This window comes from Litoribrevibacter euphylliae, from assembly GCF_042646085.1.
Taxonomy (GTDB): domain Bacteria; phylum Pseudomonadota; class Gammaproteobacteria; order Pseudomonadales; family Litoribrevibacteraceae; genus Litoribrevibacter; species Litoribrevibacter euphylliae.
Genome location: NZ_JBHRSZ010000009.1, coordinates 207,368 through 222,706, shown reverse-complemented (window position 1 = coordinate 222,706; position 15,339 = coordinate 207,368). Strand labels below are relative to the sequence as shown.

The 15,339-nt window shown below is 44.3% G+C and carries 12 protein-coding genes; 6 read left to right on the top strand and 6 right to left on the bottom strand.

Annotated features, from left to right (window positions below; all coding sequences use genetic code 11):
- Positions 1-1,041, top strand: a complete 1,041-nt coding sequence (locus ACFOEK_RS20210; RefSeq protein WP_386723299.1) for a radical SAM/SPASM domain-containing protein — start codon at positions 1-3, stop codon at positions 1,039-1,041.
- A 101-nt stretch (positions 1,042-1,142) separates the two neighbouring features.
- Here ACFOEK_RS20210 and ACFOEK_RS20205 read toward each other — a convergent pair whose 3' ends face one another.
- A complete protein-coding gene (locus ACFOEK_RS20205; RefSeq protein ID WP_386723298.1) occupies positions 1,143-2,042 on the bottom strand; it encodes an alpha/beta hydrolase family protein in 900 nt (299 codons plus the stop codon).
- A gap of 29 nt (positions 2,043-2,071) precedes the next feature.
- Positions 2,072-2,866: a crotonase/enoyl-CoA hydratase family protein gene (locus tag ACFOEK_RS20200; protein WP_386723297.1), complete on the bottom strand. Its 795-nt coding sequence runs from the start codon at positions 2,864-2,866 to the stop codon at positions 2,072-2,074.
- A gap of 276 nt (positions 2,867-3,142) precedes the next feature.
- Here ACFOEK_RS20200 and ACFOEK_RS20195 point away from each other — a divergent pair, with 276 nt between their 5' ends.
- The gene (locus ACFOEK_RS20195; protein WP_386723296.1) at positions 3,143-3,727 is read left to right on the top strand and encodes a TetR/AcrR family transcriptional regulator; all 585 of its coding nucleotides are present in this window, start codon (positions 3,143-3,145) and stop codon (positions 3,725-3,727) included.
- A gap of 92 nt (positions 3,728-3,819) precedes the next feature.
- On the opposite strand, the gene ACFOEK_RS20190 is transcribed toward ACFOEK_RS20195, so the two are convergent.
- Complete coding sequence (locus ACFOEK_RS20190) at positions 3,820-4,773, bottom strand: hypothetical protein (RefSeq protein WP_386723295.1); 954 nt, start codon at positions 4,771-4,773, stop codon at positions 3,820-3,822.
- A gap of 608 nt (positions 4,774-5,381) precedes the next feature.
- On the opposite strand from ACFOEK_RS20190, the gene ACFOEK_RS20185 reads away from it, so the two are divergent.
- From ACFOEK_RS20185 to ACFOEK_RS20175, 3 genes are all read left to right on the top strand, one after another.
- On the top strand, positions 5,382-8,540 hold the full coding sequence (locus ACFOEK_RS20185; RefSeq protein WP_386723294.1) for a hypothetical protein: 3,159 nt from the start codon (positions 5,382-5,384) through the stop codon (positions 8,538-8,540).
- 154 nt (positions 8,541-8,694) lie between these two features.
- A complete protein-coding gene (locus ACFOEK_RS20180; protein ID WP_386723293.1) occupies positions 8,695-9,255 on the top strand; it encodes a sugar O-acetyltransferase in 561 nt (186 codons plus the stop codon).
- A 23-nt stretch (positions 9,256-9,278) separates the two neighbouring features.
- Positions 9,279-9,779 (top strand): YqiA/YcfP family alpha/beta fold hydrolase, encoded by a 501-nt coding sequence (locus ACFOEK_RS20175; RefSeq protein ID WP_386723292.1) that lies wholly within the window; start codon positions 9,279-9,281, stop codon positions 9,777-9,779.
- A 191-nt stretch (positions 9,780-9,970) separates the two neighbouring features.
- On the opposite strand, the gene ACFOEK_RS20170 is transcribed toward ACFOEK_RS20175, so the two are convergent.
- Complete coding sequence (locus ACFOEK_RS20170) at positions 9,971-10,771, bottom strand: ion transporter (protein WP_386723291.1); 801 nt, start codon at positions 10,769-10,771, stop codon at positions 9,971-9,973.
- A gap of 206 nt (positions 10,772-10,977) precedes the next feature.
- On the opposite strand from ACFOEK_RS20170, the gene ACFOEK_RS20165 reads away from it, so the two are divergent.
- Entirely contained in the window at positions 10,978-12,123 is a 1,146-nt protein-coding gene (locus ACFOEK_RS20165; protein WP_386723290.1) for a GNAT family N-acetyltransferase, read from the top strand.
- A gap of 37 nt (positions 12,124-12,160) precedes the next feature.
- Here ACFOEK_RS20165 and ACFOEK_RS20160 read toward each other — a convergent pair whose 3' ends face one another.
- Both ACFOEK_RS20160 and ACFOEK_RS20155 read right to left on the bottom strand, forming a co-directional pair.
- Positions 12,161-13,516 (bottom strand): DUF1329 domain-containing protein, encoded by a 1,356-nt coding sequence (locus ACFOEK_RS20160; protein ID WP_386723289.1) that lies wholly within the window; start codon positions 13,514-13,516, stop codon positions 12,161-12,163.
- Positions 13,509-15,221 carry a diguanylate cyclase gene (locus tag ACFOEK_RS20155; RefSeq protein ID WP_386723288.1) on the bottom strand — a complete coding sequence of 571 codons (1,713 nt, stop codon included), beginning with the start codon at positions 15,219-15,221 and terminating at the stop codon, positions 13,509-13,511. Before ACFOEK_RS20155 ends, ACFOEK_RS20160 begins: the two co-directional genes overlap by 8 nt.
- Between the last annotated feature and the right edge of the window lie 118 nt (positions 15,222-15,339).

Here is a 15,339-nt window from a genome sequence, read left to right as displayed (position 1 = left end):
ATGAGTGTTACAGCAGAACAAATATTATACGGAAATGACTCGCCAAATATCATCGCAAAAGACTCCACCTGCCGAGTGAAACCTAACTCCAAAATTGACCGCAAGATCACCAATAAAATCGACAGCATTACTGGCATTCGTGAAGAGCAAAAGCAAATTGCGCCACCTTGTCCTAAGTCGGTAAAGATTGAGCTAACAGCACGTTGTAATTTTAACTGTGCCTTCTGTGCGACGGGTTACAAATTGCGTGATAAACGCGATATGGATTGGGATTTCTACGTGAACCTGCTTGATCAGTGTAAAGAAGCAGGCGTAGAAGAAGTGGGCATGTTTTATTTAGGCGAGTCTTTTATGTTGCCGTGGTTGCCTAAAGCTATTGCTGCCGCCCGTGATAAAGAGTTTCCTTACATCTTTCTGACTACTAATGGTTCGCTTAGCACACCGAAGAAAGTGAAAGAGTGTATGGATGCTGGCTTAAATTCGTTGAAGTTCTCTTTGAACTACGCGGACGAAACTCAATTCATGGAAGTGGCACGCGTGAAAGGCAGCTTGTATCAGAAGATGCTGGATAACATCAAAGCGGCGTATGAAATTCGTGAAGAGGGTGGTTACGATTGTGGTCTGTATGCATCTTATATCCGTTACGACGGTGAGCAAGGCGAGCGTATGATGGATGTGTTGGAAGACGTTAAGCCGTATTTGGATGAGGTCTACGCATTGCCTTTGTACTCTCAAGCGGATCTGACTGGTCAAGAAAATCAGGATCGTGGTTGGGATGTGAAAGCAGGGAACCCGGGCCGTGCGGATAACATGCGTGCGCCACTGCCATGTTGGGCGGTATTTACGGAAGCACGTGTTACTCACGATGGTTTCTTGAGTGCGTGTTGTTTCGATCACTCTCGTGATTTCAATATGGCCAACTTAAATGAGGTAAGTTTTATGGAAGGCTGGCACAGTCAGGCATTCCAAGGCTTACGGGATGCGCATTTGAGAATGGATGTACGTGGTACGGCGTGTGAGTCCTGTGCGGCGTATAACTAAGTACTCCTAATTAACTTTTTAGTAATGAGAGACTGAAAAAGCCCGAAAACTCGGGCTTTTCTTTTTTCGGTTCTTTATTTGGCTCTTTATAAGAGAAGTTGTTAGATCTTTGGACTGCTGACTTCTCTAAACCAGTTCAACATGCCTTCCCAATATGGAAGACACTCCTCTCTAAAGTACCCCATGTGACCTATGGTCTGGTTTCGAGTAGGGCTAATATCGAGGTAGCCGATATTAGAATTAACGTAGTGTTTGCAGAAGGCATCTCTCGATTTAGGTGGAATCCAGGCGTCATCCGTTGAGGTTGCCGCAATGTAAGGGACTGTGACCTGGGCAAATGCGGATCGAATATCGGAGGACAGTTCTGGGTCATCAAAGAAATAGTATGGATATTGGCACCAACGCTTCCAATCTTTGTAGATACCGATGGGCAGATCTTCGCCCATGCCCAGTTTGCTCCACGCCATATAGCCTTTCCACTTAACGAGGGCTGGAAGCACCAAATTCCAAAGTGCTTTTACTTTCAGCGCTTCGACCTTAGACATCCAACCGCCCCAACCAGCACCAGAACCAAAGCTGTAGGCAGCCGTTAACAGGTGATGGTTGGGTATCAAGCCTAATGCTTGTCCTCCAAAGGAATGCCCAACCAGAAACAGAGGGACATCGTCTTGATGCATTGCATCGACGGCGGCGGCAACATCGTATTTCCCCCAATCAAGGAAGGTGGTTGTTAGGCTTTTCAGGCTTCCATGTTTTGATTGTCCAATACCGCGATAATCAAATGTCAGAACATTGAACCCTTGATCGGATGCATACACGGCAAACCGACGATAAAACCCTTGATGAACCCCTGTGGCTGCTGCAACCACAATATTACCTTTGACCTCTCCTTGGGCTGGGTAGCGTGTTGCTCCTAAGGCATAGCCATCAAGCGTTGTTAAAGAGATTGCCTGGGGGGTGGCTACCTGCTTTACGGGTTGAGAGGTGAGGGAAATACGCATTCTTTAACTCTCCAAACGTAGAATGGTGCTTAGCAACCTTTAAATACCGGCTCACGTTTTTGCATCATAGCCATGACGCCTTCTTGAACATCTTTGGATTTTAATAGCCCAAACAGATGGTCATTTAGGGACGCCAATGCGGTTTCTTCGTTGTCACTTGCTGCTTGTCTTGCTGAAGCCAGAGTAGCTTTAATTGCCAGCGGAGCAGCTTTTGCGATTTTTTCTGCAAGCTCGATCGCTCGCTCACGAAGCGCTTCCGGTGCTACCACTTCACTGATGAGCTTCATGTTCAACGCTTCTTCTGCATTGAATTCTTCGCCTGTCAGCATGTACTTCATAGCATCCGACCAACCCGCCGCTTTAGGGAATCGAACCGTAGAGCCTGCTGATGGCGGAATGCCTCGTAACACTTCGACATGAGCATAACGTGTATCATTGGCAGCCAGTGCAATATCCGCCGTTAGCATAAGCTCGATGCCTGCTGTCCAGCACATACCTTGCACTGCCACAATCAGTGGCTTGGTTACTCGACTGGTGGTAGCCCAAGGATCTATGCCTTCTTCCGGGTATTGAAAACTACCACTCATCAGCTTGGGTGTTAATTCCATAAGATCCAAACCAGAAGTGAAATGTTCACCTTCGGCAAAGATAACCGCACATCGCAGATCATCATTACGTTCGTATTCGCCCAGTGCAAGAGACAGATCCAGCATCATGTGGCTATCAAAGGCGTTTCGCTTACCTGCGCGATCCAAACCAATTAGAAAAACATGATCTTTGATTTCACGTGTTACTCGTCCAGCACCAGCATTTACTTCTTTCATACACATTTCTCCAAAATTTCTAACTATAACGAGTGTTATAATTTGAAGATAGGTTAAACTATAACGAGTGTTATAGTAAAGTGCTTTTCGTCGCAAGAATTTCAAAGTTTGTGTTCAGCAGTAACTTGTAGATACGTTTTAAGTACGTTTTTGATGCGCGAGTTCTGAGGATTAAACCGTTAAAAATTCGCGTATTAATAAAGGATTAAGACACTTGTTATAGCGCTTGATGTATTATTCCGTCACTTGGCTCGGCGACAGCAAAAGAGGGGCAACATGGCTCGAACTAATCCAGAAACCAGAATTCGATTGGTATCCACCGCAGCGGATATGCTGAGGCGAAGAGGTTTGAATGCGACCAGTATCCGCGAATTAGCAAAGGCGGCGGAAGCACCTCTTGGTTCAACGTACCATTACTTTCCTGATGGGAAGAAACAGGTGGTGCTTGAAGCACTTGAGTTTGTCGGGCAGAAAGTCTCTGCAATGCTTCAGGATGCAATTCAGAAAGATGCCGTTGATGGTGTTCAGACGTTCTTAGGCTTGTGGAGTGGCATTCTTCAGGAGACTGAGTTTCGTGCTGGGTGTCCAGTTATTTCCGTGGCGATGGAAGAGGCAACGACAGAAGATATAGAACTCATGCACAGAGAAGCCTCGAACATATTTAATCGTTGGCAGGCAATTCTTCGAGATGGCTTTGTTGATGATGGCATTGAAGCTACACAAGCTGAACAGTTGGCGACTATGGTGGTTGCTGCCTCAGAAGGCGCGCTGGCGATGTGTCGTGCAGAAAAATCGCTTAAGCCTCTTGAGAACGTAACTGCTCAACTGCTTGTGTTGATTCGCAACGCTAAAGGGCAATGAGTTGAGAGTCTTAACTGACGCCTAAATAACAGAGTTAGAAAGCCCGAAAGAATCGGGCTTTTCTGTATTTGTAGTTCAGTAAATCTAAGGCACTAGAGTTCCAGAGCTAACTGCTTCTCTGGCGCTTTGTATGGCTGCAGCATGACCTTGAAGGCAATGACCATAAAAGCCCATTTGATCACAGGCGCAAGAAACGTCACAACAATGAATATCCAAACGTTATAGAAGTAAACTTCTAAATAAAGCCAGCTAATTAAAGCTGATATTAGTGAGGGTACAATCACTAAAAACAGCATCCAAGGGAGGGGGGACCAGCCTAGGTTCCTTAATCGTTTTACTGCATACCAAAGGCTTAGAATCATTGCGCCGACACTGATGATCAGGTTAAGAATCATCATAGGTTCTTGGCTCGCATGACTTCCAAAGATTGCGAAAAGGATGTTAATAAGCAACATGACTACCATCACGCCCACATTAAGAATCAGCATTTTATGTAGGAATGCTACAGGGGTAAGTTGCATATCGGGGGCAAGATTCGGGTTCTGTGTAAATAAGTTGTGTTCGGGGTGATTCTCTCTTAATCCCGGGCTGAAAAGCATAAAGAGTACTGGAATTAGCCAAATGCCACTGACGATCGCTAATGCAAGTACTATTTCATCAGGAAAACTGTATCCATAAAACTCTTGGATGCTCATTAGGAGTATTCGTAAGCTGCCAATGGTTGCGATGAAAGAAATTAGACCCAGAGGAACACCCAACCAACGACCAAACGCCCGCGCAGCTAATAAAACATGGAGAGCCAGAAAGATAGGATCTATAAAAATGTCCATTCGAATCAAGGCCCAATACACACTGATGATGGGACCATCTCCTTCATCGAAGAAAAGGGAGTCAGGTGGTGGCATCAGTAAGCTGTTATCCAATAGCAAACAAGTTTGAAAGTAAATCAGTGCCATTAGACCCAGTAGGTATCTGTCTCGATCCAGTAAGACGGCATCTCGCTTGAATGCACCTTCCCAGAATATTTCCTTTAACAATGTGAACATGCTTTTCCTTGTCTCCTAGTCAACTATTTGCAAGTTTCAAAGGCGGCGAGTATATAGCGCGACACCAATCAAAAACAGTAGACCGAACTATTTATATTGTTAAAAGACGTAAAAAGCTGACCGGTTGGGCGTATATATGAATATACTATTCACTTTGCTTAAATTGATAAATTAAAGGGATTTTTGAATTTCCCGCACTTGTTAGTATAGCGATCCGATATGTATGCAAAAAATTTGGGAACCTCTGAATAAGTCCCTCTCTGCTCAGGCCTTTAAGAGAAATGTCTATTTGAGGCGCGGTTTTGAAGGCATAACGGGTTACGTCAAAAAGCCGCAACAAAAAAGAGACATTTCTCTTAAGGCCCCGCAGGGCGGGGCTTTAAAAATGTTATAACATCGTTGAACTTCTTGAAAAGGTCTCGGACTGAAGGTCTAGACATTCTCTACGAAGCTCGCCTTGTTCTAACATTTTTCTAGCGCCCGCTGAGCTAGAGCGTACTTGTTCAGAGGTTCCCAGGCCTTATTTAATATTCGACCTTTAAAAATTTACGTTGGCTTGACGTGGTTTTTTGCAGTTCTTGTTGTTTCTAAAAAAGGACTTTTCATCTATGAATCAAACGATTGGCACCCACTTTATTTCAGTTAATCCTCATGACTCGGCCAGCATCAAAGCCGCGTTGGAGCAATATATAGCGTTGATTCGCAGCGGCGACGCGTTTCGTCATACCTACTGCAAATACTATTTTAAATTTACTCAACCCGTGGATTGGGCAAAATACCCGAATCAACCTTTGATTAAAGTCTTGATGGAAGAGGGCATACTCGAATACCCATACAAAGAGGAAACCCTAGCCAACATAGAGGATGTATTTACCTCTGAAACCTTATTGGTGCTACAAGCGATCCGACATGAAGAGCTCTTCGATACTTTAGTGGCGTTGGCGGAAGCGATGCGTGATCGCGGTCGTTTGATGAATAATTGGTACAACTTGTTCATTGCGGAAAGTGAATTCTTTGGCCTATACAGCTTGTTTATTATTGCCTTGAAATATCCTAAGTTGGGCTATTTATTTACTGGGTTTATGCCAAGTGCCGATGAATACTTCCCTCCGAGTGTCCCTATGTTAGCAAATATTTGGGCGGCTCAAGTGGGGATCTGTGAAGACAGCATTAAGGCCTGGTGTTACTGCGATCACCCGGTGGTTCGCAACCTCATTTTTGCGTCGGGCATTGATGTTCATGATGAAGACTTACACGACGAGCCTATTAACGGTTTGTATGCTTATCTTGCCAAAGATGAATCAGCGATCCATGAATTAAAAGCTGCCTTAAATGAACGCTTTGTCAATCAAGGCTTTTTGCCCTTTGAAGAGCACCTTGACCCGTATGATAATTGGGGTAAAGACATTCAACCTCAGACACAAGCGATCAAGCCACTTCATTACTTCTACTACAGTCTGGTTGCTCGTGGTATTCGTGAATTTGATGGCTCGGCTTATTCTTTTGATTTTCCATTTCTCAAAACATCCGTTTCAGAGTTTGCAGATCAGCATCAGCAGCAGTTAGAACATTATCTGGGTGAGCCTTTGTCGTCTCGCATTGACCCTTGGGCTGAACAACGCAAAAAGATTGTTTACCTTGCAAGTTATACCGGGTCTTACTGCTGGAGCGAACTGCTGGAACGAGGCCTCAGTAACGGTGACGCGGTTTGGAAATATGTGATCAATGGTGAAACCCCTGAACTTCTTAATTCCATTCCCTCGGTTAATCTCTATAAGTTCAGTGAAGACAATTATGGCTTAGGTGAGTTGACGGACTTGGCTGGCATTGAGTCTGCTGAAGACATGGATGCCAAACGCTTTGAGTTAGTCGAAGACTTAATCGACGACTATATGGATTACCAGATACAGGAAGAACGAAGACCCGACACTGTATTGCGCTTCTTTGATGTGTATTTCCGTCTGTGTGGTGGTGAGCCATTATCCGATGACATTAAGACTCGATTGGTTGATGACTATGGCGTGATTGATTCCGATGGCTTCGATGAACGTTTCCGTTGTGAAATTGAAGTTAATGAAGCTATGTCCTCACTCCACGATTTACAGGAGCTGTTTGACGAACCGAATCAACTGAAACTCGATAAGGCTTATGAGCTGATATGTGAGCATCGAAGAGGGGCGCTGGATTGGTTTGAAGACCTGGACGATGACAGAGTGCGTTATGCCTTTAGCTGCCTGGTGATTGGCCGTGAAGGGGTAGACCCAGAGGATGCCGATGTACTTCACGAAGAGTGCTTGGACTTTGTTGAAAATGATGTTGTCGATGCTTTGTTGGAGGAAATGAAAGGCAGAATTTCCACCAACTACCTCAGAGGCGAGAACGAGACCTTGTGTTATCAGCGTTGGGAAGACCTGAAGTCCTTTGTGTATGGTAGAAATACTGCACTTACCGCTCAGCAAACAGAAGCACAAATGAAACCTTTCTATTCGCCTGAACGCGAATTTATCTGGGACCTTCAGCTGCGTTTTGAAGGGGCGTTCCAGTTCGATGACTATTATTACTTGCTGACTGCATTCTGGCAGCTTCTGGACTTACCTCTGAAATGCGCGCCTGCCTTGCGACGTGTGCTTGATTGTTTGATCGAGACAGAAGCACCTCATTTGGTCGAAGCGTTGAATGATTTTTATCTGGCCAAACCCGTTGTTGAGAGTGAAGACGAAGAGGACGACGATGATCTCGAAGAGCCTTTCGATATCGCGCTTCATCAAGACAATGAAAAGCAGTTGTTGGCAATCATGGCTCGTCTGAATATTCCTTCCGCCAACTACTACGCTTGGGTGCTTGATAAGCGAAGAGACTGTTGGGCCTACTTTGCTGGACACTATGGTTTACCAGGGTATGAGGCCTTATCCAACGGCATCGACGAAAGTATGCACATTCTTGATCAGTACGATCGCGTCCGATTCTTACGAGAATCTGAAGCATACGCTGAAGAGCGTGTAGAAGAGCAAGGGGCTACGGAAGCTTCGTCCGGCCAACAGCAGCTTCAAAACGTACGTCAACGTTTGCAGGAAGAATGTTTCTGGGCGCTGAAACGTTGGTTGGAACGCAGCTTGGCCACACCAGAGAAGCGTTTGTATCAGCGTCTGACGAAAGAACAGCAGATTGAAACTAAACATCAGGCCAGTGATATTACCGAGAATGCCAAGGCGTATCATAATTTCTTGTATTCGTTGACGTTTGACTCGTCGCTAGCGGACTTTTCACTCGAAGGCATGCATAAACACCTTTTGGACGAGCGTGTGTTTCTGACTCATCACTACTTCATGGTTCAGAGATTGGCTGCAGATGGGCAAGACTATCAAGTATTAACGAAACCCTGGTTGGTAGAAGCGATGAGAACCAGCTCGCCTTTGATCAACACGTATGAAGGTTTTTATCCAGGCCTTTATGCCATTGATGAGACGGTTGATCCGCAAGCCATTCAACAAATGCAGCAAGAGGTCGAAACCGGCGTATTCAAACAACAGGTCGCAGATGTTTTAGCCTTTCTTCGTGGTGAAAAAACAGAAGCTGAAATTAAGCCGGCTCTTGAGCACGCTACATTCATGCCTTTAAATTATTTGCCTGAGGGTGGTGAAAATTATTCCGTTGAAAAGCTGATGGAATATCTGAGTGACGAGCAAATGAAGCGATTGGAATGTTTGCTGCAACAGGGCGCTCATCCTAGCCTTATAACGCGCTTTAAGCGCTTGTTCCGTCGTTAGTTTTTCTCAATCGGTTAGCCCTGTGTCATCCTGGCCATGACATGAACTAAATTTCATGTTGTGGTTCAGGAACCTCTTTTGCTGTTTCAGCATCGAATTGTCTTTCATTCTGTGGGTCAAATGACCCACCTTCATGCTAATAGCGAAAGACATCATGGCAAAGACGGAAAAAGAGAAAATGCTCGCAGGGCAATATTATGACCCCAGCGATGCAGAACTTGTCGAGCTTAGGCTGAAAGCCCGGTTGGCCACTGAACGGCTCAATCAAACTAGTATGGTCGATTTAGAAAAAAGAACGGCGCTCTTGAAGTCTTTGTTCGGCTCCACGGGTGAGTCGATTTATATCGAGTCCTGCTTTCAGTGTGATTATGGCGAGAATATTCATGTAGGGGAGAACTTCTACGCGAATTTTGGTTGCGTGATTCTGGACGTTGCAGACGTTCGCATTGGTGATAATTGTTTTATTGCGCCTCAAGTGGGTATCTATACCGCGACACATCCGATAGATCCGGTTGAACGGGCCAAAGGCATTGAGTTCGCCAAGCCCATCACTATTGGCAATAATTGTTGGATTGGTGGTCATGCCACGATCAATCCAGGGGTGACCTTGGGTGATAATGTGGTGGTTGCCTCCGGAGCGGTAGTGACCAAGAGCTTTGGCGACAATGTGGTGATCGGTGGTGTGCCTGCTAAGATATTGCAGTCAGTTCCTTAATTGATTCCTTTATTGAGAATGTCATGAAAGTCTATTTCGCACACGGTAAGGAAAGCGGCCCTTGGGGGGCGAAAATCAAGCTTCTGGCGAGCCGGGCTGAAGAGCAAGGCTATTCTGTTGAGAGCATTGATTATTCGGATCTCATGAACCCGGAGCAACGAGTGCAGCGGTTGGTGGATGCTCTGAAAACTGAATCAGAGAAAGTTTTGCTGGTGGGTTCCAGTATGGGGGGTTATGTGTCTTTAGTGGCGTCTGAGAAAGCGTCAACAGAGGGTGTGTTTTTGTTGGCACCGGCTTTGTACTTAGAGGGGTATCAGGTACAAAACTATCAGAATAATACGAACGTCACCATTGTACATGGTTGGTCAGATGAGGTTATTCCATTCGAGAATTCAGTGAAATATGCGCGGCAAGCGGATTGTACGCTGCATCTAATTTCCGGAGATCATCGTCTTAATGATTCTCTGGATCAGATTACGATTTTGTTTTCTCAGTTTCTGGAGGCTCATCATGATGGTCGGTAGTATTTCCAACTGAGCAAGATCGGGCTTCAGTTGAAGTTATGGTGAGTCGGCTTAAAGGCTTAAGGGATGAATTACTGAGGAAATTGCATAACATCCTGATCAGAAGAAAAAGCCCATCGACAAGGAAATTGTGAATGGGCTTTTTACTATCTATGGTTGTCGACGGACTCTTTACTATCTAAGTAAATTAATCAGGATTTCATATCCTTCAGTTCTCGCACCATTTGCTTTAATTCAGCAATGTCTTTGCCGAGCTCTGCACGACTTGGTTCGCCTTGCTCGTGTTCTTGCGCAGCGTTCTCTTTCTCAATCACACTGACCACGATACCAATCACCATATTCAGGAAGGCGAAGGCGGTTAAGAAAATAAAGGTGAGATAGTAAATCCAGCTTAACGGATACACCGTCATGGTTTCGTACATTACGTCAGTCCAGTCTTCGAAGGTCATGACCCGGAAGAGCGTTAATAATGCAATCGATATGTCACCCCACAGCACTTCGTTGATGTGAGCAAACAGGGTCGCGCCGATGGCCGCATATATGTAGAAGATGATAAACATCAACAGCATCACATAACCCAACTGAGGCAGCGCTTTTAGCAATGAGTTCAGCAGCAACCTCAGTTCCGGAATAATAGAAACCATCCGTAGTACCCGGAAGATACGCAACAGACGACCAATAAAGGCCATATCGCTTTCTTCTACTGGCACCAAACTGGCAATGACAATGATGGTGTCAAAGATGTTCCAGCCTTGCTTGAAGAAGTCTCGTTTCCTTTCTTCGCCTGTAAATCGAATAAGAATTTCAGCCAGGAAGATGGCGGTAATCAAATTATCTAACCATCCTACGACCGTCAGAAAGCCCGTAGGAAGTTCATACGTTTTAATACCGACAACAATGGCGGAAAAGACGATAACGCCAATCACAAAGAGCTCAAAGGCTTTGTTGCTTCTTAGCTTCATGAACGACTGTTGTAAGCTGGCCGTTTCCATAGATGTTTGTTACTCCAAATAGAAAACCGTGAGGTAAAAGTGATTAAGTCAAAAGACTGAAGCGAGATTATAAAGAAGGGTGTGCTACCAGACTATGAAAAATAGTTAATTGAAGCATTAAGATTGTTCAAAGCGTTCAGAGTTTTGTTTACTCTTAGCCTAACCTTTTTTAAGACGAGCATAGTTGGAGGATATGGTTGCCACCCATGATTGATATTCGATTCATCCCTTCCGTCACAGACATTTCATCTGCCGAGTTGAATTGCCTAGTCGGAAATTACCCGTTTTTATCTTATGAATTTTTGTCATTACTGGAATCGTCCGGCGTAGTTGGGAAGGGAACCGGATGGCATGTTAGCCATTGTGTATGTTTTCAAGGCGATCGTTTAATTGCTTTTCTGCCATTGTTCTTCAAATACCACAGTTATGGCGAATACGTGTTCGATCAGACGTGGGCAGAAGCTTACTATCGGTATGGCTTTGATTATTATCCCAAACTGGTGTCGTCGGTTCCTTTTACACCAATCACTGGCCCTCGATTTTGTTGCGCATTACCTGAAGATCAGTGGCAATCCTTGCATTACGAGGTCGTTCAGGCGATTAAATCGTTAGCCGTTCAGAATGAAGCGTCGTCTTATCATTTGCTGTTTCCAACTCAGAGTGAGATGGAGAAGAGCATCTCCACGTTCGACTTTTCTCGGCGTGCCGTACATTTTCAGTGGTTTAATCGGGATTACCAAAGCTTTGATGACTTTCTTGCTCAATTCAGTTCTCGTAAGCGCAAGAATGTAAAGAAAGAGCGCAAGGCACTAGTAGATAAACAGATTGAATTTGAGCTATTGAGTGGGGATCAAGTCCAGCCCGGACATTGGGATGCGTTCTATAAGTTTTATGTCATTACCTACGCCAAACGCAGTGGTCATGGTGGCTATCTCAATAAAGCATTCTTTACATCACTCTCCGAAACCATGGCGAATCAAATTGTTTTGGTGATGGCGAAACGAGACGGTAAGTACATTGCGGGGGCGCTAAATTTCAAAGACGGTGAGAAACTCTACGGCCGTTACTGGGGCGCGATAGAACATCATGAGTTTTTGCATTTCGAAACTTGTTACTACCAGGGCATTGAATACTGCATAGAACATGGGCTGGAAGGTTTTGATCCGGGTGTTCAGGGCGAACATAAAATCCAGCGAGGCTTTGAACCTGTGTTCACCTATTCAGGCCATTGGATCAGAGACGAAGCCTTTCGAATCGCCATTGAAAAAGCCGTGGTGGAAGAAGGGTCGTATATTCAGGCGTATTTTGATGAAACAAGTGATGCAGTGCCGTTTAAGAAGCCACAAGGCTAGTTAAGAACATTCGCGAGCATTTTCAATACCCGGTGAATTATCGAGTGGTATGTCGTCTCAGCCCTACAGGGTTGAAGTGTGACTTATCTGGTAGTGTGTTCGAAAATTCAATCCATCGACCATTATCTTCAATCAGCGATTGTACAAAGTAGCTCTTGCTGTGAAGATCATGAAAGACATCGGCAACCTTCATAACGCCAGGCAATTCCGGCATGTACTGAGAGTGAGAGATGCTTACTCGCCAGAGTGAATCGGTATGATCATACTGTTCAGCTATTAGCGCTATCCAACTGTCTTCATCCAAATAGAGCTTTCGTTGAGTATAGATATGATGTTGATCTTGTTTGATGGTCGCTTCTAACTCCCAGACTCTGTGTAGCTCATAACGTGTAGGCTCTGTTTTGAGATGATGAGGCGTAAGAAGAGATTCGAAGTCTTTGGTCGATTGAGCCAAGACCTTGGAGTTGTAAGGAATATAGACGTTTTTTTTCCCTTTTAACTCCCAGTTATATCGGTCTGGTGAACCGTTAAATAGATTGACTTCATCCACAACTCTAATGTCATCTGAGTTCATGTTTGGCGTGTCGTAACCTAAGAAGGGTAAGCGGCGTACTCTTCGCTGAGAGACGTTATAAATCCAAGATTGTCTTTGGCCCATCTTAGGGTTCATAGAGTCATGAACCAGTGTTGCTCCTCCTGCAATACGTGACGGTGAGAGAATGCGTGTCAGATAATAGGTCAAAATAATATTGTCGGTAACCGCTGCACGGTCAGGTTGATAATAGGGCATTGCAATCTCGACATTGGTCTTAATTACGTAAAACGGTTGTTCTGGATGAATAGTGGCTTCAACAAAGGTGCCTTTTGCAGAGATGCTGCGCCAGGCAATCAAATGGTTCCAAAGCACTTCTAAGGCAGTGTCTGGAGTCGGAAATGGAATGCCAGGCCAGACGTTGGTGATGCCATTGCCATCGTCAATTAACTTTGCGTCAGTGTCATTTTTAATTGTTGCTTCTTTAAGCCATTCAGGAATGCGGTGAAGACGCTTACTTTGGTAAATGGGCATTTCAAAGGTGCTTGGGTACTGTTCAAATAGGGCTATTTGCCCTTGGGTTAGATGTTGCTGGTGCTCTTTGTAGTTACTTCCGTTTATAGTAAAAAGAGGTACGTCTTGCTCAAGGGTTTGCTGACGTTTGTCTGCTTCTTCTTTGCTTGAAATCCAAGCGGGAATTTTACCATCTGATGAACCGTTTGCATTGGCGCCGGTGGGGGTGAGTGATGTCCCTAACGGGCTGCTAATAGTATAAGAGCTAACGCTAAGTAACAAAGCTAGAAGGCAGCTAGAGTGTGCTTTCGGAATCATTTTATACAAGACGGTGATTTTTCTAATCATGACTGCTGACCCAACGATTTCTCCCTGCTTCCTTAGCCAGGTACAAGGCATTGTCTGCTTTGGTGACTAGCAGGTCATCGGTACAGTCTGGTATTAAGTTGGATGAGGCAATACCTATACTGATGGTCACTGGGATTGTTTGCTGGTCATAAACAATAGAGAGGTTTTGGATTTTGGAGCATAAGGTTTGCGCTAGTTTTTTGGCACCATCAAGGTCAGTCGCTGGAAGCAGCACAGCAAACTCTTCGCCACCATAACGGGCAACTTCGTCATTGGGACGAGATAAACTGTTTTTCAACGTTTGAGCGACTTCAATCAAACATTGATCTCCGGCCTGATGCCCATAGTTGTCATTTATTTTCTTAAAGAAGTCGATGTCTATGAGCAACAGACTAATCGGTTGATCGATTCTTTCTGAAAGGGATAGGTTTTTAGTCAGTGTTTCGTTGAAATACTTTCGATTTCGGATTTTGGTTAAGCCATCAGTAATGGTGATTTCAATCAGTTCTTGCTCTCGCTCCTTTAATTGATTGCGCATTGAATCAAAAAGCATGGCTAAGCGACCGATTTCATCGTTCGATGTGATCTCAATGGTTTCATCTAATTGACCGTCAGCAACGTGTTTGGCAGCAATGGATAGATTATGTATGGAGCTGCGAAATGCCATAACAAATGCGAAGAATAGGTATCCAAACAGTAAAACAAGAAATCCGATTCCGGCAGTATAAGAAAAATTCTGTTGTTGTAGTTGTTGTTTCCTAACAAGGTAGTAGCCCTCTAAAAACTGCCCCACGCTCAGACGAAAGTTATTAAGTTGTTGTATTTCAGTCGATGTTTCCAGATAGAAGTCTTTCCAATTGGTAAGAAAGTCTGGATCAAGCATGATTTTATCTTCTACTAAAAAGGCTAAGTTGCCTAAGCTGTTAATGTTCTCGGACAGAATCAGGGAGTCTTGTTTTAACTCAGGATAGGTAGATACCAGAACGATGAGACGTTGCTGTAATCGCTCTTGATGGCTGAAGAGTTTATGGATCGTGTCTTCAAGTAAGTTAATCCCAATGGATGTCAGGTTTGATAAGGTCAGGAAGTAGCTTCCGAATGAACGGGCACGACCCGCAGAATCGAAAATAGGCTGTATTTCTTTATTTAATAACGAGATTAATTGTGTACTCAGAAGGTTCGAGTCGGAATAGAGTCCAAATTCATTCATTAGGATGGATTGCAGGGTATAGGCACTGTCTACCAGACGGTTGCTGTTTTCATACAGGTTATTAACGATGTCGCCTTCGGAGCCGGTACTGACTCGTGTTTGTAGAAGCTTGTCATGAAGGTTTTTAGCGGTCAGTACAAGTAGTTGATCGTTTTGAATTGCCGCATGTTCGCTAAATTCTACAAGGAGCTTTAGTGTTTTATCTCTTTGTTGAGTGTAGTTAGTAATGCCTTTATTTCTTTGTTCAGAGCGCGAGAGTACGGTCATATCTCGCAGCTGTTCTAACTCGATGATGACGTACATGAATTGATTGATAAGCTCAATGCCTAGATGTTTCTCTTTAATGGCATTCATTTCTTGTTGTTGATACCTCATTGTATCAAACAAGTTCAGGGATAATGGCACTGCAAAAAGGGCAGAAACGAGAGTGAGTTTAGATGGGTAACTTAGATTGTTCATCAGCGCTAAGGCTGGGCCGAAAAGTATCTTGAGCATAAATACGTCTTAGCCAAATTTATTATTAGTTTTGGCTAAGTGTAGCAGTTAACTCATGGAACGTAGGGTAAAATTCGATTTACTTGATACTCTAAGTAATTGATTTAACGCTTCGAAT